At 70.0% G+C, this 24,674-nt stretch carries 27 protein-coding genes and 1 pseudogene; 15 read left to right on the top strand and 13 right to left on the bottom strand.

What is annotated here, in order from left to right:
- Window positions 1-264: 264 nt before the first annotated feature.
- The 3 genes from OG714_RS00285 to OG714_RS00275 all read right to left on the bottom strand — a co-directional run bounded on the left by OG714_RS00285 (window position 265) and on the right by OG714_RS00275 (window position 3,032).
- Window positions 265-468 carry a hypothetical protein gene (locus OG714_RS00285; RefSeq protein ID WP_406117672.1) on the bottom strand — a complete coding sequence of 68 codons (204 nt, stop codon included), beginning with the start codon at window positions 466-468 and terminating at the stop codon, window positions 265-267.
- Between the two features lie 597 nt (window positions 469-1,065).
- The gene (locus OG714_RS00280) at window positions 1,066-2,445 is read right to left on the bottom strand and encodes a hypothetical protein (protein WP_406117671.1); all 1,380 of its coding nucleotides are present in this window, start codon (window positions 2,443-2,445) and stop codon (window positions 1,066-1,068) included.
- Complete coding sequence (locus tag OG714_RS00275; RefSeq protein ID WP_406117669.1) at window positions 2,442-3,032, bottom strand: RNA polymerase sigma factor; 591 nt, start codon at window positions 3,030-3,032, stop codon at window positions 2,442-2,444. Before OG714_RS00275 ends, OG714_RS00280 begins: the two co-directional genes overlap by 4 nt.
- A gap of 611 nt (window positions 3,033-3,643) precedes the next feature.
- On the opposite strand from OG714_RS00275, the gene OG714_RS00270 reads away from it, so the two are divergent.
- From OG714_RS00270 to OG714_RS00250, 5 genes are all read left to right on the top strand, one after another.
- Window positions 3,644-4,054, top strand: a complete 411-nt coding sequence (locus tag OG714_RS00270) for a hypothetical protein (RefSeq protein WP_406117667.1) — start codon at window positions 3,644-3,646, stop codon at window positions 4,052-4,054.
- Window positions 4,051-4,521 (top strand): GntR family transcriptional regulator, encoded by a 471-nt coding sequence (locus OG714_RS00265; protein ID WP_406117665.1) that lies wholly within the window; start codon window positions 4,051-4,053, stop codon window positions 4,519-4,521. Before OG714_RS00270 ends, OG714_RS00265 begins: the two co-directional genes overlap by 4 nt.
- 120 nt (window positions 4,522-4,641) lie before the next feature.
- Window positions 4,642-4,947, top strand: coding sequence for a transposase family protein (locus tag OG714_RS00260; RefSeq protein ID WP_406131668.1), 306 nt, complete (start codon window positions 4,642-4,644; stop codon window positions 4,945-4,947).
- Window positions 4,929-5,081: a hypothetical protein gene (locus OG714_RS00255; protein WP_352113987.1), complete on the top strand. Its 153-nt coding sequence runs from the start codon at window positions 4,929-4,931 to the stop codon at window positions 5,079-5,081. The genes OG714_RS00260 and OG714_RS00255 overlap by 19 nt, the downstream gene beginning before the upstream one ends.
- A gap of 565 nt (window positions 5,082-5,646) precedes the next feature.
- A complete protein-coding gene (locus OG714_RS00250) occupies window positions 5,647-6,264 on the top strand; it encodes a hypothetical protein (RefSeq protein WP_406117664.1) in 618 nt (205 codons plus the stop codon).
- A gap of 352 nt (window positions 6,265-6,616) precedes the next feature.
- Here OG714_RS00250 and OG714_RS00245 read toward each other — a convergent pair whose 3' ends face one another.
- From OG714_RS00245 to OG714_RS00230, 4 genes are all read right to left on the bottom strand, one after another.
- On the bottom strand, window positions 6,617-6,919 hold the full coding sequence (locus OG714_RS00245) for a DUF6300 family protein (RefSeq protein WP_406117662.1): 303 nt from the start codon (window positions 6,917-6,919) through the stop codon (window positions 6,617-6,619).
- A gap of 481 nt (window positions 6,920-7,400) precedes the next feature.
- On the bottom strand, window positions 7,401-8,993 hold the full coding sequence (locus OG714_RS00240; protein WP_406117661.1) for a hypothetical protein: 1,593 nt from the start codon (window positions 8,991-8,993) through the stop codon (window positions 7,401-7,403).
- Between the two features lie 133 nt (window positions 8,994-9,126).
- Entirely contained in the window at window positions 9,127-9,621 is a 495-nt protein-coding gene (locus OG714_RS00235; protein WP_406117660.1) for a hypothetical protein, read from the bottom strand.
- Between the two features lie 222 nt (window positions 9,622-9,843).
- A complete protein-coding gene (locus OG714_RS00230) occupies window positions 9,844-10,278 on the bottom strand; it encodes a hypothetical protein (RefSeq protein ID WP_406117659.1) in 435 nt (144 codons plus the stop codon).
- Window positions 10,279-10,531: 253 nt separating this feature from the next.
- Between OG714_RS00230 and OG714_RS00225 the strand changes: the two genes are divergently transcribed.
- The 3 genes from OG714_RS00225 (at window position 10,532) to OG714_RS00215 (ending at window position 13,474) form a co-directional block, all read left to right on the top strand.
- On the top strand, window positions 10,532-11,494 hold the full coding sequence (locus OG714_RS00225) for an ATP-dependent DNA ligase (protein WP_406131667.1): 963 nt from the start codon (window positions 10,532-10,534) through the stop codon (window positions 11,492-11,494).
- Window positions 11,495-11,962: 468 nt separating this feature from the next.
- Window positions 11,963-12,586 carry a hypothetical protein gene (locus OG714_RS00220; protein WP_406117657.1) on the top strand — a complete coding sequence of 208 codons (624 nt, stop codon included), beginning with the start codon at window positions 11,963-11,965 and terminating at the stop codon, window positions 12,584-12,586.
- Between the two features lie 360 nt (window positions 12,587-12,946).
- The gene (locus OG714_RS00215) at window positions 12,947-13,474 is read left to right on the top strand and encodes a hypothetical protein (protein WP_406117656.1); all 528 of its coding nucleotides are present in this window, start codon (window positions 12,947-12,949) and stop codon (window positions 13,472-13,474) included.
- Window positions 13,475-13,763: 289 nt separating this feature from the next.
- On the opposite strand, the gene OG714_RS00210 is transcribed toward OG714_RS00215, so the two are convergent.
- Window positions 13,764-14,096, bottom strand: a complete 333-nt coding sequence (locus OG714_RS00210; protein ID WP_406117654.1) for a PCC domain-containing protein — start codon at window positions 14,094-14,096, stop codon at window positions 13,764-13,766.
- Window positions 14,096-14,857 (bottom strand): helix-turn-helix domain-containing protein, encoded by a 762-nt coding sequence (locus tag OG714_RS00205; protein ID WP_406117653.1) that lies wholly within the window; start codon window positions 14,855-14,857, stop codon window positions 14,096-14,098. Before OG714_RS00205 ends, OG714_RS00210 begins: the two co-directional genes overlap by 1 nt.
- A gap of 87 nt (window positions 14,858-14,944) precedes the next feature.
- On the opposite strand from OG714_RS00205, the gene OG714_RS00200 reads away from it, so the two are divergent.
- The 3 genes from OG714_RS00200 (at window position 14,945) to OG714_RS00190 (ending at window position 17,522) form a co-directional block, all read left to right on the top strand.
- Window positions 14,945-15,169: a hypothetical protein gene (locus OG714_RS00200; RefSeq protein WP_406117651.1), complete on the top strand. Its 225-nt coding sequence runs from the start codon at window positions 14,945-14,947 to the stop codon at window positions 15,167-15,169.
- Window positions 15,170-15,436: 267 nt separating this feature from the next.
- On the top strand, window positions 15,437-16,336 hold the full coding sequence (locus OG714_RS00195) for a radical SAM protein (RefSeq protein ID WP_406117650.1): 900 nt from the start codon (window positions 15,437-15,439) through the stop codon (window positions 16,334-16,336).
- Between the two features lie 13 nt (window positions 16,337-16,349).
- Complete coding sequence (locus OG714_RS00190) at window positions 16,350-17,522, top strand: methyltransferase domain-containing protein (protein WP_406117649.1); 1,173 nt, start codon at window positions 16,350-16,352, stop codon at window positions 17,520-17,522.
- A gap of 54 nt (window positions 17,523-17,576) precedes the next feature.
- On the opposite strand, the gene OG714_RS00185 is transcribed toward OG714_RS00190, so the two are convergent.
- Window positions 17,577-18,131, bottom strand: a complete 555-nt coding sequence (locus OG714_RS00185; protein WP_406117647.1) for a transposase — start codon at window positions 18,129-18,131, stop codon at window positions 17,577-17,579.
- Window positions 18,128-18,610: a transposase gene (locus tag OG714_RS00180; protein ID WP_406117645.1), complete on the bottom strand. Its 483-nt coding sequence runs from the start codon at window positions 18,608-18,610 to the stop codon at window positions 18,128-18,130. Before OG714_RS00180 ends, OG714_RS00185 begins: the two co-directional genes overlap by 4 nt.
- Before the next feature lie 225 nt (window positions 18,611-18,835).
- Between OG714_RS00180 and OG714_RS00175 the strand changes: the two genes are divergently transcribed.
- Window positions 18,836-20,116, top strand: a complete 1,281-nt coding sequence (locus OG714_RS00175; protein ID WP_406117644.1) for an IS701 family transposase — start codon at window positions 18,836-18,838, stop codon at window positions 20,114-20,116.
- Between the two features lie 142 nt (window positions 20,117-20,258).
- Entirely contained in the window at window positions 20,259-20,669 is a 411-nt protein-coding gene (locus OG714_RS00170; RefSeq protein WP_406117642.1) for a DUF6924 domain-containing protein, read from the top strand.
- Between the two features lie 7 nt (window positions 20,670-20,676).
- Here the strand turns inward: OG714_RS00170 and OG714_RS00165 are convergent, their stop codons facing one another.
- Together OG714_RS00165 and OG714_RS00160 are read right to left on the bottom strand one after the other, a co-directional pair.
- Window positions 20,677-21,798 carry an IS630 family transposase gene (locus tag OG714_RS00165; protein ID WP_406131666.1) on the bottom strand — a complete coding sequence of 374 codons (1,122 nt, stop codon included), beginning with the start codon at window positions 21,796-21,798 and terminating at the stop codon, window positions 20,677-20,679.
- Between the two features lie 1,346 nt (window positions 21,799-23,144).
- Window positions 23,145-23,417 (bottom strand): hypothetical protein, encoded by a 273-nt coding sequence (locus OG714_RS00160; protein WP_406117641.1) that lies wholly within the window; start codon window positions 23,415-23,417, stop codon window positions 23,145-23,147.
- Window positions 23,418-23,625: 208 nt separating this feature from the next.
- Between OG714_RS00160 and OG714_RS00155 the strand changes: the two are divergent.
- Both OG714_RS00155 and OG714_RS00150 read left to right on the top strand, forming a co-directional pair.
- Window positions 23,626-23,799 (top strand): annotated as a pseudogene (locus OG714_RS00155) (ATP-dependent DNA ligase); the annotation flags it as partial.
- Window positions 23,800-24,451: 652 nt separating this feature from the next.
- On the top strand, window positions 24,452-24,673 hold the full coding sequence (locus OG714_RS00150) for a hypothetical protein (RefSeq protein WP_406117640.1): 222 nt from the start codon (window positions 24,452-24,454) through the stop codon (window positions 24,671-24,673).
- Window position 24,674: the final 1 nt, after the last annotated feature.

Raw genomic sequence — 24,674 nt, 5'->3', positions numbered from 1 at the left:
CATTGCCGGTGCGGTAGTTGCTGCCGGATTTGACGAACTGGAAAGTTCCGACGTCCAAAACATTCGTATGTGGAGTGTGATTCCAGTTCGGGACGCGGTAGAATGACTGTGCCCGAAAGTTCGGCGACGCCGAACCTCCGGGCACAGTCTTGGAAAGTTGTTTCCCGGGAATCTCTTGGCCGCGAAACCGTGTGAGATTCCCGGGAAGGTTCCGGGACTGCCGCAGGGCTGGGGTCACCGGCTGGTGACTCCGGCCCTGTCGGCCTACAGCATCCCGATGACCTGCACAATCATGCTGGCCAGTGTGCAGAGCAGGGGCCGCAGCCAGTGCTCCACGATGTAGATGCTGTAGTACGTGGTCGCCACGATGACGTGGAGGGCGAGGAGCCACTTCCACAGGCGGCGGTCACCTTTTCCCGGCACCTTGTCGTCGGAACGCTCGGAAGCCGACTCTTCGATACCGGACATGCCTGGGCCTTTCTTCTAGGGGATATGAGCCTGCTGAGGAAAGAATATCAAGGCGGGCCCCTGTTCCCTTTTCCTGCCGTTGTTGATCATCTTTTCGATCTTGCTTTCCGGTCCTGTCGAGGGTAATTAGTCCGTATTTTCCGGCCGCAATGTTCGAACCTGTTTTCGCCTGTCCCTGATTTCGTGTGACGTGCCTCACTTTCTGTGAGTGCTGGTCCCGGACCGTCGGAGGCTGTCCGACGAGAAGCCAAGAGCCCTCCTCTGCCGGGCGCCCTCACTCCAGATGCCGGGCACACCTCTCCCCGCCCGGTGTCGACGACGGATGCGGCATCGCTGCCCTGGGGCTCCGCCGCACGCGGGCAGGAAGACCGCGCTGTTATGCGTCCGCGGCCCGTGAGAGTCCGCGTCGAGGCGGGGTGCTGCCGCTCAAGCCGTGCTCGGCGGCCTGCCTGTTGCGCCCGCAGCAGTCACCGTTTCCCGAAGCGCCCGACGAACTCACGCCACAAGCCGTTTGCAGCGCTCGCACCCGCCAGTCCGTGTCCGTTCCGGCGGCGGGCGGCGGAGTTCCGGCCGGGGCCGCAGCAGTATGCTCCGCCGTCACGCAGTGCTGTCCGCGCATGCTTCATCCATCGGCGGCCGGTCCTGCACAGTCTGGCCCTGCCATGGTCTGCCCGACCCGGCACTCCGCTCGGCGTCGGTTCCGCCGGGTGCGGGAGCCCACTTTCCTGTTGGTAGCCCGGGAGAGCCAGGAGTCCACAGTCCATGGCCGGCTGGCCCTGTGCTGCCTGTCACCCCAACGGGCAGTCCGTCGGAGGCCATCGGCCGCAGCTTCACCAGTCCCACGTGTTCCTGCGGCGAGAGGTCAGGCGCGGGATCGTCGACCAGTCCGCAGGCTGCCACCACAACGGGCACTCCGGCGGAGAGCATCCGCAGCTTCACCAGTCCGAACTGCTCCTGCCCTACGAGGTCGGGCGCGGGCTCACCGAAGTGCCCTCCGCCCAAGGCCATGGCCGGTGCCGGCTGTCCCATGGGGAGCGGCTTTTGAGGCGACGGCGCCGTCGGCAACGACACGAGGACGGCGCAGCCGAGCGTGATCGGAACCGGGATGCGGTCGTGCCCCGACCGCCAGGGAGCCCCAGGCTTCGGTGCCGGACGTGGCGCATAGGCCTGCGTCCTGCGCAGGTCTGCCTCTTCCGTGGAGAAGACCAACTTCAGCATCTGGACCAGGCCATGACGGAACATCACCTGCCTCGCGGTGCAAAAGAGTTCGGTGGCCTCGAGTGAGAAGTCCGCAGGCAGCCTGATCGCCAACGGCGTGTACCTCTGCAGACGGCCTGCAGGAGGGGTCGGCGATACCTGTTCGCGTGCGGCACGCATGGCGGCCTCGGCCTGCTGCTGCGCCCGGCCGAGGAGTTCGGCCGCTTCCCGGCGGGCCTGCGTGGTGATCCGTTCGGCCGCCGCCCGGGCGGCAGCCTGTTCGGCCGCCCAGGGGTCCGGGCGCACCAGTCGTACCTGCACCGGCGGCCAGTCGCGCCAGGTCGTGGGGGCGGTGATCCGGTTCTGCCCGCAGACCACGGTCGGTGCGGTGTCCGCAGATTCGGCGGGCACCGCCGCGTCCGCGCCGTGCCGGGTCCAGCGTGTGGCCGTGTCCGGAGGCTGTGGGGCGAGGCGGTCTGCGGCCTGGCGTGTCTGCGCCTCGGCAAGGGTGCCGTCCGCGCCGGGGACACGGTGGCGGGCCGCCACCTTCAGCCACTGGAGGGCCTTGGCCCAGTTGCCGCGCTCCAGGTACTCCTGGCCCAGGGCGTACGCCTCGTAGCCCAGGACCGCACCCTCGGCCTCGGCCGCAAGCACGGCGCGCTCGGCCTCGCTCCGGCTCGCCAGCCGCTGCATGACCGCGGCGAATCCCGCCTTCCGGGCCGCGCTCGGTGTGCCGCACTCCTGCGGCACATCACGTCCGTCGCTCTCCACGTGCTTCACCGGCGCACCTCCTTCATCCCTGCGGCGATCTCGTAGCTATCCATCCGCGGCGAACGCCGCAGCAAATCCCGCGCCTTCGTCAAGATCTTCTTCATGTTCTCGTAGCTGACCCCGAGGGTCTCGGCACAGTCCTGTACCGAGAGCTCCGCCACGTAGCGCAGCACCAGCGACTGCCGCTGCTGCTCGGTCAGTTCGGCCAGTGCCCGGTCGAGGTCCAGGCGCAGGTCGACGGCTTCGAATCCGTCCTCGCCCGCCTCGACGTCCATGGCCGCGTGCAGGTCGTCCGCGACGAGGGTCAGGTCCCGGCCCATGCTGCGCAGCCGGTCCAGCAGACGGCAGTTGGCGATCCGGTAGAGGCTTGCCACCGGGTTGGTGTGGCCGGGGTTGTCCGGCCACCAGGCGAAGAACTGCTCGAACACGTGGATCATGAGATCCTCGGCGTCGTTCGCGCCGGCCTTGCGGTACAGGTACCGGCGCAGACGGGCGGCCTCCTGCTCGTAGAACATGACGAGCCGGGCTTCGTCGATCACCGGCCGGCTGTCGCCGGCGCCGCCGGGGACCGCTTCCAGGTGCTCCTCCACGGTCACCGGCGCGGCTCCGTCCCGCCTGTGGCACCGGGGGGCCTTCGGCGGCCCGCCTTCGCCTGGACCGTGACTCGCGAAGGGGCGTACCGGTGGCCGGCATCGCTCTGCGGTCCTTCGGCCCGGAGCACACTCGGCCTGGACACCTCCTCACACACTGCCAACTCCTGCATCGCGGTTACTGCCCCGTTCCTCGTTCTCCGTGCCGTCCACCCTCTTCATCGCGCGGAGGACCCGGACCGGGGAACGGATCTTTCAAGATCTTTTAGTGAGGGGTGCGGAGAGCCCGTCCGGGCCGCGGCCGATGTGCCGCATCCGGCCCTGTGGCGCGCGGCTGTTCCTGCCGGTGTCCGCCGATGCCGCGTCCGCACCGTCAACCGTAGCCGCGCCCACGGCAGTTGGGGGCCGCGACCGCATCGCGGACGGGGCGTCAGGGGTGCCGAGGGACCGGTCACCGGAGCGAGGCCGGCCCGCCGGAACCGGCCGTCGGCCGCCGAGGCATGGCGCCGTCGCGGCTCGGCCTCCCGCCGGTGACGGAACGCGCGGGCCGGCGCCGGGGAAGGGCGGGGCCGCCCCAAGGTCTTGCGATTATCGTAAATCTTTACGATAATCGAAAAATGCTGCTGATTGATGAACTCGCCACCGTGCTCTGCCCGTTGCCCGAGCCGGGGAGTGTGACTCCGCAGGAGGCCTTCCCCGACGCCTGCGAGGAGGCCGAGCGCGAGCGCTCGGAGTACGCCTCCAACCTGGAGGCCGCCGCCCTGGGCCTCGATGCCGATCCCCTGATCCTGGCCCTGGAGGAGGCCCGGGCGCAGAGGGAGGCGGCCGACCGCCGCGTCCGCCTGCTCCTGGCCTACGCCCGGGAGTTCCACCCCTCGGGCCGCTACCCGCTGCGCGAACTCGCCCCGGCCTCCGGCTACAAGCCCTCGGGCGTGACCACCGCCTACGGCGCCGAGCAGATCGAACTGGTCAGCAGCCTGATCCACCGCGCCCCCCGGCGCCCCGCCCCGGGCGCGGACCCGTCGTGAGCAACGCCGCGGCGGCGCCCGGCAGTCCACGCGCACGGGCTGCCCGCAGGACTCCGACACGGCGTCTGCCGCACTCCTCGGACCGGCCTCCCTACCGCCTCCTGGCCGACGACCTGCGGCGCCAGATCCTCGCCGGGCGGCTGGCTCCCGGTGACCAGATCCCGCCCTCCCGCATCCTGGGAGAGGACTACGGCATCGCCGACATGACCGCCCGGTCCGCCGTGCGGATCCTGCGCGACGAAGGCCTCGTCCACACAAGGCCCGGCCGGGGAACCTTCGTCGCCGACCCTCTCCCCGCTCCCACCGGGGCCGCGTCCGAGGCCGCCGCCCGGACGCACATGCCCACGGACGAATACATCGAACTCTCGCGCCGCGTCGACGAGTTCGCCGATGTCCTGGACACCCTGCTGCGCCTCTTCGGCCAGGCTGGCGGCCTCTGTCGGCGGACGGCCGTCCCCAGCGCGTGACAGACCGCGGCCTTCTCGCTGTGCCGTGCCCGGGCCGGCGGTGTCATCCGCGCCGTCGGTCGCCCTGACCTGCACTCACATCGTGAATCTGGTTGCTTGGTGTGGCTGAAGCTCACGTTGATGGGGGTCGAATCGCTCGCTGATGTTCTGTTCGCCGGGTTCGATGTGCGGTTGACGCGCGTCACCAAGGCCGCGGAGGGGCTGGTCGTCGAGGCGGTCGCGTGCGGGCCGCCACCACGTTGTCCGGGGTGCAACTCACAGGCAACGAGGGTGCATTCGTCGTACGAGCGCGGCCTGGCCGGGCTGCCGGTGAACGGGCGGAGGGCGCAAGCCCTTTGTTCGACCCGCCGTAGGTACCCCTGCCTCGCACGTGCCGGTCAGTCCTGGGTGCTTCGTGTCTACCACGCATGCCAGAGCTCACCGTGACGGTGGCGGACCGGAGGGATATCTACGTCGTCAAGGTCGTGGCCGGCGTGGTGCAGTCCGCGGATCCGCTGGGCTTCGAGTCGACCCTGGAGCCGGGCGCGACCTTCAGCCGTAGCGATCTCGGCGGAGAATGAGCCCTTTCTGCAGTAGAGCACCATCGACTGCCAGGAGGTGATCCGGCGCAGCGTCTTCGTTGGAGCAGGGCGACGGCCTTCGCGGGCGGCTTGGGCCAATTCAGCGTGTGTGTAGCGCAGGTCGTACAGGGACATGGACTCCGATGCGCCGTCTCGGACGCGGAGTCGCCAGGGAGTCGTGCGAACAGTCCTGGACATCGAGAGCCTCCGTAGGGCCCTCTGGGCTCTCCAGAGGTACCTACGGCGGGTGCGAAGTGGTCAGCACAACTCAGCCCTCAAATCGGTGAACGATCTACCAGCAGCACAGTAGTCGCGCGGAGGAGTAGGGCCGAGTTTTTTGCTCGCCCCCGCTGTTAGGTCAGGCCACCCCAAGATCCTTCACGGAACTGCGGCCAGAATCTCGAGAACGGCCATCTCCTGCTCCGGGGTCCCCCCAAACCTGCTTGACGGACCTCCCTCAGCGGAAGGCCGCCAGCCGGGCGCGAGGCGCACTTCTGAGGGCGTATTTCGTTTGGCGGGCAGCGTGACCGCCGCATAGGGTCACCGCGTCCCAGGAGGTGAGGCCGTGACCACGTACGGCACGATCTTGATTCCTGTGCCGCTCGGACAGGCGGCCCCTGTCCTGCGCGAGGTCTGCACGGACGGCTACGCGACTCCCGCCGGGCCGCGTTTCTGCCTTGTCCATCCGAACCGGTTCGTCGACGGCAATGGTGTCTTCGCGCTCGCCGGGCCGATCAGTGCGGAGTTGGGCGTCGCGGTGCTGGCGGCCTTCCAGTACGACGGTGACCGACTGGAGTTGGAGGTCTGGCGGGACGGAGATCGTGCCCACCGCTACGACTCCTGGCCGGGCCGGGACGATGGGAGCGCCGACGATGCACCGTTGGGTGCGGATCCTGCTGCGTTCCTGGACTTCGCCACCGGCCCCGTGGACAGCCACCGTTTGGCCTCCGCGCTCGCGAACACCCCGATCGACGCGGAGGACATGGACGTCGACGGCGGGCCGGGGTACGTCTGGGCCCAGGCCCTGCACTGGGACGTGCTGCGTGCGCTCGGTCATCCGGACGAGATGATTCGCCGCGCGCAGTGGGACCACCACCACATGCGCGGCGCGCCGCAGGCGGTCGCGGAGGTGTTGGGCAGCACCGAACTCGTCGTTCTGGGAACGGCCGATCGCCCGGCGTGAAGCCCGCCCCCCCGCCCTCTGGAAGAGTCCTCACGAGGCAGCACGGCACATGACACGGCGTCTGCCGGGGGTTCATCTCGCGCACTCCACGAGCGGGGGACTACCAGTCGGCACGGCGCCCGGCGCTCGCTGGAACTTCCCGCTGTGTTGACCACCGGATCGAGTGGCGCGATGAGCGTACCCGGCCGTTTTCAACATCCTCATCAACGCGGCAGCGAGCCCCCGGGGCCCAACCGCCGGGGGCTCGCGCTGACGTAGTTCCGCGGGGAAGAGAAATACGTTCCGGGGCTTCAACGACGCCGTCCCTGCCGTGGTCACGGCCCGTTCGCACGCCGCCGTGTGTGCGGGCAGCTCAGCCATGGCTGTGGGAGGTCTCGCTCCAGTACCAGCCGTAGGCGGCCATGCCTTCCCTGGTCCACTCGATCATCAGCCGGCTGCCTTCCTCTGCCCGGCTGAGATCGTGGCCGCCGCCTGAGGCGAAGAAGCCGATGACCGCGGAGGCCGCGGGTTTGTCCGCGTCGCAGACCTTGCACAGCTCCAGCCGGATACGCCGGCCGTCGGCGTCGTTCTTGGGCATGTCCGCCACGGTCATGAGTTCGTCGGCGTGGCAGCGTGAGCAGACGGGAAGGGTCCGGGATCGCACAATCTGGTTCATAAGGCGCCCCCTTGTGTAAACCGAGAGCCTCTACCCAAGACCCACCCACACCTCACGTCAACCCCCGTGTACCAGGCGTGACCGGAGCGGCCTGTCTCTCCTCGACCGGGGCTCGGGGCCGCTGACGGATGCGGGCGTCGCGACTGGGCCCGCACCTGCCCGTTCCGGGTGGGTGGGGGAGGAGCGCCCGTTTAGGCACGTCCCAGGACCCGCCGCTCCGGGGGAGGGAACGGCGGGCCCGCTCGGGAGGCCTGACCGTACGTCAGGACAAGACGAAAACGAAAGATGTCGTGCCTATTAATCTGAAAACCGCACAGAGGCGGTCTGGACTTCCTTTTCACCCCTAGTGCCGTCCGGGCACAGCTCCTCCAGGCGCGTCAGCGCCTTGCCGCCGACCCGCTCGTGGCCCTGATCGCCGGCGCCGCGAGATCCTGACTGCGCACCGGCCTGCGCGCGACGCCGGTGAACCGGACCGGCCGTCTCATCCGGCAGGCCGGGCCCCGGGCGGGGGAGTGCTGGGCCGGTAGGAGGCATGGACGTCGGCCACGGTCTGCTGCCAGGCCCTCCGGGCGGCCGGGCCGTCGCCCGGCGTGGCCGGGTGTCTGTAGTGCGGGTGCGGCGTCCCGCTGCCGGTGGTGATCAGGGCGGTGAGCGGCCGGGTGGAACGGGAGCGGGCGGACGCGGACTCAAGGGCCCGGCGCTGCTCCTCCTCGCTCAGCTCGCGCAGCCCCTTGACCTGCGCACACAGCCGGTCCCAGGGGATGGTGGCCTGGAGCCGGGCGGTGTGTTCGAGGACGTCGCGCGCGGCGTCCGCCACCGCGTCGACGCCGGCAGGGGCGGGACGGCGCGGGGCGTCGCGACGGCGCTCCCGCGGGGCCGCGCTCTGCGCGGGTGCCTCCTCCACGACGGCGGTCGGAGCAACGGACACCTCGGCCACGGGCAGTGCGGCCGGCCGGGTGCGTTTCGTCCAGGCGGTGATCTGCCTGCGCTGAACGCGCGTCAGCCAGGGCTCGGCCGCCCGCGCCTGGTCCTGCAGCCGGGTCACCAGGCGTTCCTGCTCGCCGGGACCCAGGTGGCCGCGGCGCCGGTCGAGGACGTCCAGGAGATCGGCGACCGCCTCGGCCGCCCGCCCCGCGGTGCTCTTCCCGCCGCGCTCGGCGCGGACGAGACGACCACGCCCTGGCGGGTCAGGGGGCGGGGCGCTGACGCCCACACCGCGGTCCCGGCGCAGCAGCAGGTCGGCGGCGTCGCGCAGCAGGGCGTTCTCCTCGGCGCTCGCGCCGCCGTGGGCGGCGGCCTCCGCATGGGTGAGGTGATGGCGCAGTTCGCTGGTGGAGTGCTCGCCCTCGACGGCCGTGCGCAGCGCGTCGAACGCGGCCTGGCGGTCGTCCGGCGCCTGGGGCGCTGCCACCGGCCGGACCACGGCGCCGGGCGGGGCCGGTGCGGCGCGGCGCGGGAAGGAGGCGAGGGGGCGGCTGCTGCCGCGCAGGCGGCGGACCTCCTCGACCGCGGGCGTGGACAGCCCCCACGGCCTGAGACGGCATTCGTCCAGGCCGAACCACTCGGTGCGGCCGTGAAGTTGGGTTCCGATCATGACGCGGCGCAGGTGGCTGTCGGTGTCGCAGCGGATGCGCAGCACGTAGCCGTCCAGGACGAGACGGTGCGGATCGTGCGCGACCTGCGGGCCCAGGAGCAGCTGGATACCGTCCTGGGACGCCGGCAGCGCGGCATCCTGGTCCAGCAGGACCCGCAGGCAGCCGTGCTCGGCCGGCTCGAACACCACCTCGGAGCCGGGCGGTTGGTCTTCGGGCAGGCGCGCGGCGGCGGTGATGTCCTGGCCGGCCAGCCACGCGAGGATTTGCTGCTTGATGTAGAGGTGGTCGGCGCCGGAGATACCTACCGACGCCCGGCGGCACACAACGCGCCCAGGGCCCGGGACATGGGCGAAGTGGGCGACACGGTCCGCGTAGGTCTTGATCGTCAGACGCCCTCGGCAGCCGCCCAGCCACTGCCCGCACCAGAACGTGTCCCCGGCGTGGGCCCGCCGGAACAGGTCCGCCTGCCCGGCCTCCATCGGCAACCTTGCCGCCGCAGACCTCGGCCAGGTCACCCGCGCTGTGAAGCGCAAGCTCAAGATGTTGCAGTACCAACCGGAGGTGATTGACGGCTGCCTGGCGGGCACCGGCCTGACCCTGTGGTCGTGATCGTCAGGAGATGCCGAAGAAGCGATGCCACCAGCTGGGCCGCTGAACGTGCGAGGGCAGGCGGCTCGGCCCGTCGTAATCGCGCTCCAACACTTCCTCGGCGACCACCACGTAGCCGAGCTCGACCAACGCTCGATTCACCTTGGCAAGGTCAACGCGGTCCAGTTCGCCCTCAGCCTGGGCATCCTCCGTCCCGAAGAAGGCGCCCGGGTTGTCCGCGCAGACCAGAGCCAATGAGCCGAACTTGCTCACACAGACCACGATCCGGGTTCCGCATACGGTCGCGTCCGCAGGCACGACGACACGTCCGTACTCGCTGGAGTCCTGAGTGTCCTGCTCAGCCGTGCACCGAGCTGCGAAGTCACCTTCGAGCCGGCTCACCAGACCGCTGAACAGGGCCGCGGTCTCGCCACGGTTGTAGTGCTGCGGCCACTCCAGCCACTCCGGATCATCGAGCTCGCGCAGCAACGCCAGCAGATCCGCTTCGCTCTCGGTCATGCGGTCATCTTGACGCGACAGCCTTACGCGGAGCGGTTCGGGGTACCACCACGCTCGCCGTCCCCCGACATCACCCATTCAAGTTCAGTAGTGCTTCGAACGGGAAGGTTCACCGGGTGGACGGTTCCAGCGGTTGGATGCGAGGCGACATCCGATCCGATCGCAGAAAGGCACCCGATGGGGGCGGACACCCCCATCGGTGAAGCTGCGTGAGTTCAGGTCTCATGCCTGGGGCTCGCTCCGCAGGTCAACGAAGCCGGTTTCGACGTCGCCGCGGAAGGTGAGGGCTTCCTCGCCGATGCCGAGAGCATCGAGCAGGATACCGAGCGCCATGTCGACGTCCGCGTGGGCACGGCCGACCCAGACGAAGACATCAGGATGGGTGCTGCCTTCCAACCGGCTGAGTGCGAAGTCGATCTTCTGGATGCGGAACATCGCCGCATCCACCGCACCCAGGTCTTCCCAGCCCCGCTCGATGGTCAATCGCAGCCGAGCGGCCAGAACGTCCAGCGACGGCGACAGGCCGGCAGCGAGCCGGAAGGAGCTCGTCGCGTACTCCCACATGCTGGCCTGGAGGGCCGGGTTTCGCTTCCCTCCCTGGTACTCCGGCGCACGCTCCCAGTCCGACACGGGCCCTGAAACCTCAGCCTTCGCCATACGCCTCTCCCACCCACAGCTGAGCTGTGACGCCTCACTCTAGAAGCTCGTCCCCTCGCACCACTGATCGCCAACCCGGTGAACGTATGCGGTCACGGCACCAGGAGACGGTCCCGGGACGGGCGGCCTCGTCGCACAGACCGGGCCCGGCGGCCCGCGCTGTGGGCCGGGTGGCTGTCCAGCGCGCCCGCGTACGATGGAAATCTCGTCCGCCCGCGTGTGTCTGGTGCTGCGGGCGGTGAAGGGTTCGGCCATGGCCGCCCTGCCACGGATCACGCCCATGCTCGCGACACCGGGTCGGCTGCCGCTGCCCGGTGGCGACGACCGGTGGGCGGTGGAGACCAAGCAGGACGGCCAGCGGGCGGTCGTGTATCTGCCGGGGGACGGCACGGTCCAGGTGCGCTCCCGGTCCGGCGAGGTCATCACCTCTGCGTACCCGGAACTGCGAGATGTGGGTGGCGCGCTCGGGGGGACGCCGGCGGTCCTCGACGGCGAGATCGTCGCACTTGATGAACAGGGACGGGCGGATTTCGAGCGGCTGCAGTCCCGGATGGGGCTCACCAGGGCGCCGGTCCGGGCTGTCGAGCGGGCCGCAGAGCTGACCCCGGCGCACCTGGTCCTGTTCGACGTGATGTTCCTCGGCGGGCAGAGCCTGCTGGCACAGCCGTATGCGGAGCGACGGCAGGTACTGCGCTCGCTGGGACTTAACGGGCCGCGCTGGTCGGTGCCGGGCGCGGCGGTCGGACGCAGCGCGGAGGCGCTCGACCTGACCCGGGCCTCGGGGCTGGAAGGGATCGTGTGCAAGCTCCTGGCCTCGCGGTATGAGCCGGGGGTGCGCTCCCGGTCGTGGATCAAGATCAGGAACCTGCTCACCACCGACACGGTCATCGGAGGGTGGGTGCCGGGGCGGGGCCGTCTGACAGGCCTGCCCGGGGCGCTCCTGCTCGGGGAGCGGACGGAAGGCCGGCTGCGCTATATCGGCAGCGTCGGCACCGGGTGGAGCGAGCGTGAACGGGCAGCTCTGGCCGGTCTGTTGTCCGTCGCCGCGGTCGCCTCCTGCCCCTTCACCCCGGTGCCCCGGATCGCGGGCGCGCACTGGGTATTGCCGCGCCTGGTCGGCGAGGTCACCTACGCCTCCCGTACCCGGGCCGGCTACCTGCGTCATCCCTCCTGGCACCGGCTGCGCCCGGACCTGGCACCGGGGGACATGGCGTGAGCCGGGCTCCGTGTGCCGGTATCCGCTGGCCGCAGTGGCCCTCCGGGAAGGAGACGTCGCGGGTCCCGTCGTAGCGGCCGGGGCACACACCGCGGTGCGGGCCGTCGCGCCGTGGCCGGGATGCGACGCCGCCCGGGCGGCCCGCGAGTCCCGGGTGCTGCTGGAGGACGGCGGCGGCGGGGCGCGCGCCCGGTCCGTCCGTCGCCGGCGCGCACGCTCCGATCAGCCCGGATCCCCTGGTGGGCCGCCCGGGCCCGGTTCGTTAGGCTCCGACGATGCTGCGTTGAACACGGCGCGGACAGGCACGAGTTGAGGAGGACCAGGGTGGGCCGAAGACAGGCTGTGGCGGGGGTCTTGGCGGGGCTGGCGGCGGCGTTGCTCGCGGGGTGCGGTTCCGCGAACAGCGGGGCGCACAACGTTGGTGGTGTCCATGCGCCAGGTTCGGGGAGCACGGCTGGATCGTCCGCGGTGCCGGAGAAGAACGTGCTGACGTTCGCCTATCACCGGCACAGCGGCGACAACTACATCGACCAGACCCTGGAGATCAAGAACGCGGAACCCCACTCGGTTGTCCCGGACCTGGAGTTCACCGCGCTCGACCGCCACCACCACCCGCTGCCCGGAGTACGGGTCAGGACCGTCTATGGCAGCGACAGCGGCCGTCTGGTGGTTCCCTACGGGTGGAGCCTGGACATCCTGCGATTCTCCGGCCCCGGCGAGCACGAGGTGTACGACGTGCGGGTCACCGTGGCCCACCTCGCTGCCGCGAAGACCAGGGCCAACATTCATCCCCTGACGGCCGAGCCGCTGGACGCTGCCGGACACGTCGTCAGCAAGTTTTCGCGCTTCTCCTCCGTCCGGGTACAGAACCCTGACGCCTTTCCGGTCTCCGTGCGGGTCTCCTACCTCGTCTACGACCAGCCGGCTGCGGGTGACACCCAGCAAGCGATCTCCGACACCCCGGTCGGCGGACTGGTCCGCGTCCCCGCCCACGGCAGTGCGGTGGTCGAGGTCACCGGCGCCGCAGCCCGCGCAGTGGCCAGGTACTCCAACGGCCCGGCGGTGAGTGTCAAGGCGTACAACTCCCAGTGACCACTGCGGACGCCCCGGACGAGCTGACGCACGTGGCCGCCGCGTTCCAGCCCGCCGCCTTTTTCGTAGGTTGGTGGGCGCTCTCCGGCCGGTCCGCGACCTGATCGCCACCTACTCCAGCCGGACCTGTCCTCGCTCTACGACGTCCTGCAGAGCGCCGTATACACCGGCGCCGCCCGCCCGGACGCTCCCGGCTTCAGCCGCCGAGGGGCATTTCGGCGGCTGAAGCAACGCCCTGTTCCCAAGGGCCCCGGGCGGGCCGGACACCGGCGGGTTCGCTCCGGCACCACGGGCCGGAGCCGGACCGGGCCGTGCCGGATCAGGGGTCGCGGCACGGGCAGGGCGGGCATACTCCTGGGCATGAGAGTTGCGCCCAGCACCCGCCTGTACGCGGCGTTGGCGCTGCTGCTCCTGTGCGCGGGCGCTGCCGGGAGCTGGGCCGGGCGTCTGCTGGGTGGCGGGTGGGGCTCGGTCGGGGGGATCGCCGCGGGCATGGGCACAGTGCTCCTGTGCGTGCGGGTCACGATTTCCCTGTGCCGTCTGCGGACGAAGACCCTCCTGGAGCGCATCGTGGTGGGCGACGGGAAGACGGAAGCCACCGCGGATGCTGTCCTGCGGGCCATCACGCTGTACGAGGCCACGGTCTTCCCGCTGACTCCCGAGGGAGCGAGCCTCACGGAGCGCCAGGCCCGGCGTGCCATCGCCTACCAGCTCGCCGCCTATGACGACCTGCCGCTTTCGGTGCGGGTGACGGCCGCCGAGGCGCTGGAAGCCATCGACCATGGCCGGGATACGAAACGGACACAGGCCGCGGTCCGGACGCTGGCCCACGCGGTGCGCGAATGCCGGGCCGGTCACGTCAGCGTCCGCGACGAGCAGACATCCTGACCAGCCCGGACGGGCACGGCCGTCGGCCTTGGGCAGGGGCGCGGCGCGCGAGGCCGCGCCCGTCCGGAATGCGGGCCAGAGCGGGCCTCGGCCCGCGGCGGTCCCGGAGGGGAGGCGCGTGCGCCCGGGGGAGCCGTCCCGTCGTTGGTCATGTCCTTGCCCGGCCGTCGTCGCAGGGAACGCGTCGCCGCTGGGCGGGTGCTGCACAGGCCAGGTCGTTCCGGGAGGACCCTGCGGTGAGGGGCGTTTGGGTCCGGTGAGAACCGGGCGGTGCAAGCCGTGAGTTCAGTCAGCCGGCGGGGATGACGTAGGCGCGGGCGAAGTGGGTGGCGATCAGAGCTTCGTGGAGGTGTCCGGCGATGGCACGGTCACCTTCGACGCCCATCACGACGTGAAGATGGACAAGACCGCTGCGGATCTCGCCGCCGCCGGTCATCTCGCCGGGTAGGTCGTACTTGGTGATGGTGTCCGTGAGTGCGTCGCCTTTGGGCATGGTCGAGACGGTGAAGGAGTCGACGCCTCCGATCAGGGAGACGATCGCCGCGTCGGTGATGCCGGCCTCGGCGGCCTGGCGGTTCAGCTCGGCGACGAGGTCACCCTCGGGGACTTCAAAGACGATCATCACGCGGGACTCCGTCCGATCATGGGGCTCAGCTCCCGCAGCATGACCGAGGCACACCAGCGGGCGCCAGAGTCACGGGGGTTGAGAGCCTCTCCGACGAAACGGGTGGCGAGGAAGTCCGCGCGGTGCGCGTAGGCGGTGGGCTGGGAGGCGATCTGGCCCGCGGTGGTCCAGTCGACGGCGCAGACGCGGGAAGTGACGGCCGTCAGGTAGAGGTGACGGACCTCCTCGTCGTGGGCCAGAGTGCGGGCGACATGGTCGGCCTGGCCCTGGCCGGGGATCTTGGCGAGGATGCCCGCGGCGTTGACCCGCAGGATCGGTACGTCGCCGTCCGCCATCCACCGGCGCAGGTGCGTGGTGGACGCCTTGTCCGCCAGCGACGCGGTGACGATGTCCGCGCCGTGCGTCGTCTGCACGCGGGCGAGGGGTCCCGGGTCGCGTCCGGCGATGCTGGCCGCCATCTCGGCAGCGAGTGGGCCGTGTGTGACGGCCAGGGCGGACAGTCCCAGAAAGGCTCGTCGGTTCACACGGTCGAGCGTAGCCTCCGCTGCCAGCAGCCCGGCAGGGACGTCCAGCACACCCGACAGGTGCCCGATCCAGTGCCTTCCGGGGATGACCTTCCCGCTCTCCCACCGTTTGACGGCGTCCCGGCCCGGAGCACCGGTGGGGTCACCTGCGGCGATGGCTAATCGCTCGGCGAGCTGGGCCTGTGTCCACCGTTCGAGGGTGCGCAGATCGCGGATCAACTGTCCGATCGGCATGGGCACATGATGCCCCTCAAGATGCCCCTCCGCGGCGGGTGCGGCACAGTTCACCCTTGCGTGAGCCCGACCGATGGAGGCCGCGTCATGCACACCGGGCACCGGCCCGTCTCCCACCGCCACCTGCCCGACTGGCTGCACGAAGGCTCCGTCGCGGTCGACGGCCAGGGCCGGCGGGGCATCGTGCAGTTCATCGGCGAGTGGGAAGACCCCGTCACCCGGAGCGTCACCGTCTGCGCGGTCTTCCTGCGCCCCGAGGGCGGCGGTACGGAATGGATCGTCGCCGACCACGACGCCCTCAACCCGGGGTGAATACCCGTGACTTCCCGCTTTGGCCTCGTCACGTTGCTGAGACCGTCCGCGACCGCCCGCCGACCGTGGCGTCCACGAAGGCGGTGCCCGCCGTGAGCACCACGCTGTACCCGGCGTTCGGGCGGGACCTTGGGCAGACTCCTACAGCGCGGCTGCTGCGGTGATGCACCAGGGCCCGGACGCAGGAGCCGACGAACCAGATGTGCGCCCTTCCCGACTGGTGCGGCCGGCCCACCCCACTGTGGAACACAACCGGAGGGAACACACGTGACGATCGCACCCGAAGCCCCGACAACGACAACCCCCCTCATTCCTCGGGTTCTTCAGCTGGAGATCACCCGCCGCTGCCAACTCTCCTGCTCTTCGCACTGCTACGCCGCAGCGGGCCCGGCACAGGGGCACGGTGTCATGACCGTCGATGACTGGCGCCGGGCCATCAGCGAGGCCGCCGCGCTCGGCGTCAGGTCGGTTCAGCTCATCGGCGGGGAGCCCACGCTCCACCCCGGCTTCGCCGAACTCGTGGAACACGCCCTCGCGGAAGGGCTCAGGGCCGAGGTGTACTCGAATCTGTACCGCGTGCGCCCCGACCACTGGAGCCTCTTCACCCGGCCCGGCATCAGCCTCGCGACCTCCTACTATGCCGACACCGACGAGGGACACGACCAGGTCACCGGCCGCAGGGGCTCCCACGCCGCGACCCGCAAGAACATCGTCGAGGCGCACCGGCGCGGCATTCCCGTGCGGGTGGGAATCGTCGACGTCCTCGACGGACAGCGCGTCGGCCAGGCCCGCGCGGACCTGGCGGCGCTCGGCATCACGAACGTGCACACCGACCCAGTGCGAGAAGTCGGCAATGCCCTCACCGGCGGTGGCTTGCCGTCCACGTCCGCACTGTGCGGCCGGTGCGCCAACGGCATCGCCGCGATCCTTTCGGACGGTAGCGTGGCCCCCTGCGTGCTGGGCCGGTTCCTGCCGGCTGGGCAGGTCCAAGGCACGGCGCTGGAGCGGGTGTTCACCTCGGCGCGGTGGCGGCAGGCCGCCGCGAGCATCCCGGCCGGCCGCCACGACCCGTGCACCCCCGACTGCGGCCCCAACGACGACAGCAAGGGCGGCGGCGGAACCTGTGGCCCCGCCGACGACGGGGTCATCCCGAGCACCGCAGGCTGAAAGGACACCCCCGATGGACTGGGAGTCAGCAGCGCGAGGGCTCGCCGCCGAGACCGTGATCCGGCGCGAGTCACGCTGGTACCAGGCGCTGGCCACCACACCGAGACACCTTTTCGTGCCCCGCTGGTGGACCAGGACCACCAGCACCGACGGCGAAGACCTGTGGGAGCTGCGCGGCGGCGGCGACACCGACACATGGCTGCGGGACACCTACGCCGACACCACGCTCGTCACCCGTGTCGGCACCCACCACGCCGACCACGCCCAGAGGGGCCAGACTCTCCCCCGGGGACGGGACCGGCGTTCCACCTCGTCCTCCACGCTGCCCGCACTGCTTGTGATGATGTACCGGGCGGCATTCGTCACCGACGCCTCCCGCCTCCTGGTGACCACCGGCAGCGGCTACGGCACCGCGCTGGCCTGTGTCCGTCTCGGCGCAGAGCGGGTGACGAGTGTGGACGTCGACCCGTACCTGGTGAAGGCGGCGCGGGAACGGCTGGCAGCCGCCGGCCACCACCCCCGGGTCGAGGTCTGCGACCTGACCGGGCCCCTGCCCGAAGGTGCCTACGACCGGATCGTCTCCACCGTCTCCGTGCCCACCGTGCCCGCCTCCTGGCTGACGGCGCTCGCCCCCGGCGGGCGGCTGGTCACCGCCCTCGCCGACACCGGGCTGGTCGTCGTCGCCGACAAGACCCCCGAGGGCGGCGCCGTCGGGCACGTCGCACCGGAGGCGGCCGGGTTCATGAACGCGCGCCACGGCGAGGACTACGACGACACCTTCCCCGAGAACCCGCCGGTGTGGCAGAGCGCCCAGCACGCCGAGGGCGAGAGCATCACCACCGGCCTCTATCCGCTGATGTACGTGCCGGACACCTGGGACGTACGCTCCACCCTCGCAGTCCTCGTCCCCGGCATCGACCACCGCCGGCACACGGCGGACGACGGCATCCGCACCGTCTACATGCTCCACGCGGACGGGTCGTGGGCCCGCGCCACGGCTGCGGGGCGTCGGGACCTCCCGACCGTGCACCAGGGCGGACCTCGGCGGCTGTGGGACGAACTGGACCGCATCCGCACCTGGCTCGTCATAGACGGCGACCTCCCTGTACGGGGCGCCACGGTGACCATCACCCCCGACGGGGCGGCCACGCTCTCGCGTAGGGGGTGGTCGGCCACCATCGCCTGAGCCGTACCCAGCACGGCGCCTCCTCTGCTCCGGGGGCACCTAGTGCTGGGTTCCTCAAACGGTGTACACATATCGGCGCCGTAGTCGGCGGGTTGGCGGTGCGGGTCTGCCCCAGACCCAGGGTTTGGCACGGGAGTTGAGCTGGCTGGTCGCAAGGGTGGTGGCGTATTCGATGTCGTCGCGGTTGGCGAATGAGCGGCCGGCGAGGGCGGCTTTGCGGAAGATGCGCCACCAGCCTTCCTGCAGGTTGAGCCAGCACGCGCCGACGGGAATGAAGGCGTGGTGGATGCGGGGATGGTCCTCGAGCCAGGTCCGGGTGGACAGGCTGTTGTGACTGGACAGGTTGTCGGTGACGATCCAGACCTCGCCGGTCGGGTTGGCGTCTTCGATCTGTTGCAGGAACTGCTGGTAGAAGACGCTGTTGCGGGAGGAAGCGGCCATGGTGATCTGCTGGCCGTCGCGGACGCGTAAGGCCCCGTAGACCCAGGTTTTCTCGGGTCCGCGGCTGTAGTCGAGTTCCGCTTTGATCCGGTGTCCGTCGGGTGACCAGGCGGGTGCGGGCGGGAAGGTCCGCGGGATCACTGGCCCCAGCTCGTCGGCGCAGATCACCGTCGCGTCGTCGGGCGGGTGGGTGTAGAGGCCGATGATCCGTGTCCTTTTGGGACGAAGTCCGGGTCCTTTGAACGCGTCCAGGACCGGGTACGGCGCCAGCGCACGCCCTCGGCGAGCAGGATGCGGCGGACCTGCGAGCGGCCCACCTCGATCCCTTCGGCCCGTGCCGCCGCGGCCAGGGAATCCAGGGTCCACTCGGGTGGCCCGGACTCGTCAAAGGCCCACAGCTCCCCGACCGGCTCCCACCTCAGCCGCCCCGGCGGGACGGTCTTGACCAGGGCGATGATCTTGGAGCGTTCCTCCTCGGTGATCCGCCGCTTGCGGCCCTGCCCGCCCAGATCATCCAGCCCCCGCAGGCCCGAGCGGTTGAAGCGGTGCAGCCAGCACCGGACCGTTTTGGGGCTGCAGTCCAGTGCCCCGGCGATCGCCGGCACCCGTAGCCCCGACCAGCTCAGCTCGATCATCCGGGCCCGCATCACGGCATCGCGCGGAGCCTTCCGCGCCCGCGATAACCGGCGAACGACGGCCCGTTCGTCCTCGTCAAGCCCCGGTCGTGCCCGTAAAACCATCGTCCAGCACCCGCCCCCGAGCACCGTCAACTACCCCGCCACCAGGACTTATACCCAGCCAAAGAGGAACCCAGCACTAGTAGGACTCCGTTAGGTCTTTCTGTTTGCGCTGATCAAGAGCATGTTAAGTATGTGGACTTACATGAAGTGAGGCGTGTTCGAGCGACGTTGGCGTTGTTCGTGGCCGATGTGTTCGCTTCGGTGCCGCGGAAGGATCAGCGGGCCAAGGGCGACTGCTACCTGCGGGGACTCATGCTGGACGGCCGCCGCAAATCGATCCAGGCGATGGCTGCGCGGCTGCCGGACGGCAACGAGCAGAACCTGCAGCAGTTCGTGAATCAGTCGACCTGGGATCCGGTGCCTGTTCAGCGGCGGGTCAACGAACGGCTGCTGCCGCTGGTCGACCCGGTGGCCTGGGTGATCGACGATGTGTCGATGCCCAAGGACGGCCGGATGTCGGTCGGTGTGGCTCCGCAGTACTGCGGAGCCCTGGGCAAACGCGCGAACTGCCAGGTCGCGGTCAGCGTCCACGCTGCCAGTAACACTGCCTCGTGCCCTTTGCAGTGGAGGCTGTTCCTGCCCGAGGATTGGGCTGCGGACAGCCACCGCCGCACAAGGACCCTGATTCCGCCCGAGGTCACGCACCGGGAGAAGTGGCGTCTGGCCCTGGACATGCTCGACAGTCTCGCGGACTGGGGGATGACCCCGCCGGCGGTGGTGGCCGATGCCGCCTACGGCACCAACGCACACCTGCGGGCCGCCCTGTCGGAGCGAGGACTCACCTATGTCCTGTCCATCCGGTCGGATGTGAGCGCCCACCCGTTCGACGCGGAACCCGTGGCCCCGGACCGCAAAGGAGATGTCGGCTGCTGGCCCCAGCCGCGCTACCGCCAGAAGGCCCCGTCAGTTGCAGCCCTTGCCACGGGCCTGGGGCAAGAGGCATTCGTCCCGGTCACCTGGCGCCAGGGAGCGAAAGGGGAATTGCGTTCCCGCTTCGCGGCCGTGCGCGTACGTCCGGCCGGCAAGGCGGTCGAACGCCCGATCAAAGCAGCGGCCTCGGCCGAGCAGGGCTGGTGGGACGGGGTTTTGCCCGACTGCTGGCTGCTGGCCGAATGGCCCGTCGGCGCCGAAGCACCGAGCGAATACTGGCTCTCCAACCTCCCGCCCGACACTCCGATCGCCGATCTGGTCCGCCTGGCCAAGGTCCGCTGGCGCATCGAGCACGACTACCGAGAGCTCAAACACGGCCTGGGCCTGGACCACTTCGAAGGCCGTTCCTGGCCGGGCTGGCATCACCACGTCACCCTCGTGACGGCTGCACAGGCATTCCTCACCGAGCGGCGCCTCGCCCCAAAAGCACCGGAACCAGCTTCACCCTCTACCAGATCCTCGACGCTCTCCAAGACACCCTGAGGTGCTGGACCGGGACCTGCACCACCTGCCACCAACCCCTGCCCAGCGGTTCATACTCAAAGCCAAGATCCAGGCAGACCTAACGGAGTCCTACTAGTGCTGTGACCGGAATGGTTCACCGGCTTGGCGGTACTGTCCGCGCATGAAGCAGCTCCCCAGCACTTTGGAAGCCCTTGTTGTGCGCACTGACTTCTCGGCGGACGGTGCCTGGGATGCTCTGCGGGCGGCGTTGTATTCGCCCAGCAAGGACGGCTTCTTGGCCAACGTCGCGCTCGTCGATGACCGGAGGTACGAGGGCGTGACGCCTGAGCAGGCCATTGACCTGATCCATCCCGCGTACCGGCATCCCCTGCTTGTCCTGGCGGACTCCGCGGCTGTCACCTCGGCCGACCTGCCGCTCCTCGTGGTGGACCTGCGGGGTGGTCGCGGGCGTTGTGTCCGCGTGGTGGCAGCCGAGCTGTGGAGCATCGAGAACAACCTCTCGGGCGCGAACATGGACTTCGGGGAGTTCGTCGGTGCCGTCGACGACGACGGTGTCTTCCGGGGCTTCTGAGCCACTGTCAGGCTGCGGCGGCGAGGGGGCGTCCGCCCCAGCGGATGCCCTTCTCACCGCGGATGCGGGCGCGTTCCCTGCGCTGGGCCGCGAGTACGTCGGGGTGGCGGGCGTTGGCGTTGCGCCAGCGCAGATAGGCATGCAGGGCCTGGGTCTGCGCGGGGTGGCTGCGGTGGTGGGAGTTGGCCAGGGTGAACTGCCGCAGTGGGCCGAAGTGCGCCTCGATCGGGTTGGCCCAGGAGGCGTAGGTCGGGGTGAAGCACAGTTCGACCTTGTTCTTCTTCGCCCAGTGGCGGATGTCCACGCTGGTGTGTGCGGAGAGGTTGTCCAGGATGATGTAGATCGGGGCGCCGTCGGGCCGGGCGGCGCGGATCGACTTCAACGCGGCCAGTGTGTTGACGGTGCCTTTGCGGCGGCGGTTGACGCCCCAGAGTGTGTCGTCGCCGACGGAGTAGCAGCCGTGGAAGTAGGTGACGCCGTGCGTACGACGGTAGGTCGCCGGGAGCCGGTTGGGCTTGCCCTGTTTCGCCCAGCAGGAGCCTGCGGTGGGCCGGATTCCCAGGGGCCCGAACTCGTCGAAGGCGAAGACCCGGTCCGGGAAGCGGTCCAGTACCTGCTCGATCCGGTCGAGCTTGGCGTCGCGTTCGGGGTCGGGCGATTCCTTCCAGGTCTTGGTGCGCTGGAAAGTGATGCCGCGGCGCAGGAGCAGACACCGTAAGGCTTCCCGGCCAATCCGGATGACGCGTCCGTGTATACGGCGCAGGTAGGCGGCAAGTTTGCGGATCGACCAGCGGGTGAAGGGCTGGCCGAGCTTGGTCGGGCGGGTGGTGGCCGTCTGGACGACGAAGTCCTCGTCGTCAGTGCTGAGTTGGCGGGGACGGCCTCCCGCCCATCGAGGGTCCAGGCAGGCCAGGCCGATCTCGTTGAAGCGGTGGATCACATCGCGGACGGTGTCCTCGTCGGCCTGGACGAGCTGGGCGATCACCGGGACGCGGTTTCCGCCGGCCGAGGCCAGCAGCATCATCGCCCGTCGATAGCGCACCGAGCTGGTACTGCCCCGGCGCACGATCTGCTGCAGTTTCTGCCCCTCCTGATCGGTCAGTCGGCGCACCCGCACAAGCTCGGCCACCACACCTCCAACGGTCGGAGCGGACGTCACCACCCATACAACCGCTCCGAAAGCCCACCCGGCGAACCAATGCGGTCACAGCACTAGCCGCGTCCGACGCACGCTCATCAGATCCACGCGGAACCGGAGCGCTCGGCAGCACGGTGCCGGATGGGGGCCGTCTCCAGCCTGCGGAACCGGTACAACGGGCCCGCACCGCACGCCGGTTGACCGGCACCCACTGATTCCTGCTGATGCTGGTGAAAGGGGCGGCTCGCCCGGTCAACCGCCCCGGCCATCGAGGGCGGGCCCGGGGCTGCGATTCCGTCCTGCGCTACCGGAAGGACACCGGCCGCCCCGTTTCTCCCATCATACGGGACGAGGGCTCTCACCTGCACCAACGCCCTGATGCTGCCGCTCACACTCCCGGTGACGACAGGACCGTCGTGTCCGACGGCTCCTCGTCCGGACCAGAACGGAGCGTCTGCCTTGATCCACCCGATCCACCACACCCCGGAAGCCGTCCATGCAGGGATACAGGAGCGGCTGCGTAAAGCCGAGGAGCAGCGCTGGGTCGGGGCAGCGGTCGCGGAGCACCGCCGTGCCACGCGCGCGGCACGGCCGGGACGTCTGGCCGCGCGGTCGGGACTCTGCGCCGGGCGGCGGCTGCGAGCTCGCCTCCGTGACAGCACTCAGGCGTGATGCTGGCGACGACGTACGCCCGGTGTCCGCCGGTTGCCCCGGCCGTCAGGCCACAACGGCCGCGCCGTTGCGTCGGCGGGGGCATGTGCCGGTCCAGTCCTGGAGCCGGCGGGGGTGACGCTGTTCGGCAGCAGGGCAGCGGTCATCTCTCCCGGATTCTCTGCCGCCACCACGCTGCCGCATGCCACGAACTGACTGATGCGGCCCGGGGGTCAGGCAGGGTTCGACGGAGGAACTCCTCATCCAGCGGGGCAACGATCCTGCCGAGCCCCGCCCGGGCTGCGGGCGGCAGCCGGCGAAGCGCCTCTTCAAGGATGTCCCGAGCGTCCGTCGGGTCGCAGCAAGGGCACTCGTCCCACGGCAGATAGAGGTATCTGCCGGATTGGCGGAGGAAGCGCTCGTACTGGTGCAGGGCCTTGGCGACCGCACCACGCCCGAGATGCTGGGCTTCGATCCGGTGGATGGTCGACAGCGTTCGGCGGGAAATGCCGGGAATCTGGCGGATCGGACGAGTGTCGCTGCGGGCTGGCCACCGCTGAGAGCGGATGGCGCCGGGCGGCCTACGCGCCATCGGCCTTTCGGGTCTGCGTCATGGTGCCCATCGTGCCAGGCCCCAGGGACGTCGTCGGCGGGTAGGCCGGCAGGCGCTCATAAAATGGGAGGCCCTACTCGATCTCGTCCATGCCGGCGAAGAGCTCGTCCCACAGATGCGTCTCGTCTGACTCCATCTTGAGCGCGTAGTACCGGCGGTGCTCCTCGCCCTGCTGCGTGTAGAGCTCGGAGTCCATCAGGGCGTCGACAAAGCCGACGGTCAGTACCCGGGCCGCATCCGGGTCCTTCGCTCGCAGCCGGGCCAGGTTCCTGTCCGCGTGCCGGGCCTGAGCGCCCTCCAAGAGCAACTCTTCAGCCCTGGCGACTATGCCTTCGGGTTCTGTCATGGGGCCGTCTCCACCCAGATGCCGGTCTTGCCAGGGCCGCGGAGGGCTCTGTCGCTGTCGCGCGAAGCGGGGTTCGCGGAGTTCCACGCGCAGTTTCGCACAAGCCCCCGTGCCGCACCGTCCGTCAGCAGCCGGCCCGCACCCACCACCGGCGCGTGCCCGCGTCACGTACGCGGCGAGTTCGGCGCGCAGGTCCCCCGCCGCACCGGCCGCGGTCGCCTCCTGCCCCTTCACCCCGGTGCCCCGGATCGAGGGCGCGCACTGGGTACTGCCGCGTCTGGTCGGCGAGGTCACATACGCCTCCCGTGCCCGGGCCGGCTACCTGCGGCATCCCTCCTGGCACCGGCTGCGCCCGGACCTGGCGCCGGGGGACATGGCGTGAGCCGGGCACGGTGTGCCGGGTATCCGCTGGCCGCAGTGGCCCTCTGGGAAGGAGACGTCGCGGGTCCCGAGTCTGTTCTTCAGGCGCCTGCTGGAACGGGGAGGGGGCCCCACTCTGCGGAGTTGGAGCAGACCGTGCCGGATACCCGAGCGGGCCGTCGAGCTCCAGGCGGGTTGGCCGGAGACACGGCGAGGGGCCGACGGTAACCGCCGGCCTCTCGCACGTCGTGTCGGCAGGTGAAGCGGGCCGACGGTCGCGGGAGCCCTCGCGGCAACGCGGCCGCCCACGACGATGTCCCGAGGTCGTGGGGGAGCCCACAAACGGAACGGGATCCTCAGCGCTTGGCGCGGTGAGGCGTCAACCAGAATCGGCAGTACGCGCAGGAGTGCACAACCACGATTGAGACGGAATCGGCGCAAAGTCCAGAGAGCCCCCGCGCCGACCTGCGGCTTCGGCGCGTGTGAAGGCCTGGATGCGTGATGTCCAGTGTGAGACGGGGACGGGTCTATACGCGGCGTGGTCCGGGAGTTGGTCATGAGCAGTCTGTGCGGTGCGCCAGCATCGTTGGAATGTCACTCGCATGGGCGACGGCAACCGCCCGCGCAGTGACGCCAGTTGGGGAGCCCGAACAGACACCGAAGGGGAGAACACCATGTCTCACACTGCCCGCGCTACCTGCGTGGTGACCGGCGACCGGCCGCTGAACGCTCCGGAGGCGACCGTCGTCGTGGTCGTCCTGGTCCTGGCCGTGCTGCTGGCCCTCGCGGGGATGCCGGCCCTGTCCGTCCTGGTCCTGCTCGCCGAGACGACGGACTCGGGCCTGCGCCTGGTCCGCCGGGCGCGTTCCGCCAAGCGGGTCGAAGCGGCGAGCTGAC

It is taken from the genome of Streptomyces sp. NBC_00989 (assembly GCF_045162655.1).
GTDB lineage: Bacteria > Actinomycetota > Actinomycetes > Streptomycetales > Streptomycetaceae > Streptomyces.
This window is presented reverse-complemented; position numbering and strand designations above follow the sequence as displayed.

Coding starts and splice junctions, on each gene's coding strand:
- OG714_RS00270 (WP_406117667.1), top strand. CDS start 3,644: ATGCTGCTGATTGATGAACTCGCCACCGTGCTCTGCCCGTTGCCCGAG.
- OG714_RS00240 (WP_406117661.1), bottom strand. CDS start 8,993: ATGGAGGCCGGGCAGGCGGACCTGTTCCGGCGGGCCCACGCCGGGGAC.
- OG714_RS00160 (WP_406117641.1), bottom strand. CDS start 23,417: ATGACAGAACCCGAAGGCATAGTCGCCAGGGCTGAAGAGTTGCTCTTG.
- OG714_RS00190 (WP_406117649.1), top strand. CDS start 16,350: ATGGACTGGGAGTCAGCAGCGCGAGGGCTCGCCGCCGAGACCGTGATC.
- OG714_RS00245 (WP_406117662.1), bottom strand. CDS start 6,919: ATGAACCAGATTGTGCGATCCCGGACCCTTCCCGTCTGCTCACGCTGC.
- OG714_RS00205 (WP_406117653.1), bottom strand. CDS start 14,857: ATGCCGATCGGACAGTTGATCCGCGATCTGCGCACCCTCGAACGGTGG.
- OG714_RS00235 (WP_406117660.1), bottom strand. CDS start 9,621: ATGACCGAGAGCGAAGCGGATCTGCTGGCGTTGCTGCGCGAGCTCGAT.
- OG714_RS00180 (WP_406117645.1), bottom strand. CDS start 18,610: ATGCGGGCCCGGATGATCGAGCTGAGCTGGTCGGGGCTACGGGTGCCG.
- OG714_RS00215 (WP_406117656.1), top strand. CDS start 12,947: ATGAGAGTTGCGCCCAGCACCCGCCTGTACGCGGCGTTGGCGCTGCTG.
- OG714_RS00255 (WP_352113987.1), top strand. CDS start 4,929: ATGCCAGAGCTCACCGTGACGGTGGCGGACCGGAGGGATATCTACGTC.
- OG714_RS00225 (WP_406131667.1), top strand. CDS start 10,532: ATGGCCGCCCTGCCACGGATCACGCCCATGCTCGCGACACCGGGTCGG.
- OG714_RS00210 (WP_406117654.1), bottom strand. CDS start 14,096: ATGATCGTCTTTGAAGTCCCCGAGGGTGACCTCGTCGCCGAGCTGAAC.
- OG714_RS00260 (WP_406131668.1), top strand. CDS start 4,642: ATGGGGGTCGAATCGCTCGCTGATGTTCTGTTCGCCGGGTTCGATGTG.
- OG714_RS00170 (WP_406117642.1), top strand. CDS start 20,259: ATGAAGCAGCTCCCCAGCACTTTGGAAGCCCTTGTTGTGCGCACTGAC.
- OG714_RS00230 (WP_406117659.1), bottom strand. CDS start 10,278: ATGGCGAAGGCTGAGGTTTCAGGGCCCGTGTCGGACTGGGAGCGTGCG.
- OG714_RS00200 (WP_406117651.1), top strand. CDS start 14,945: ATGCACACCGGGCACCGGCCCGTCTCCCACCGCCACCTGCCCGACTGG.
- OG714_RS00285 (WP_406117672.1), bottom strand. CDS start 468: ATGTCCGGTATCGAAGAGTCGGCTTCCGAGCGTTCCGACGACAAGGTG.
- OG714_RS00150 (WP_406117640.1), top strand. CDS start 24,452: ATGTCTCACACTGCCCGCGCTACCTGCGTGGTGACCGGCGACCGGCCG.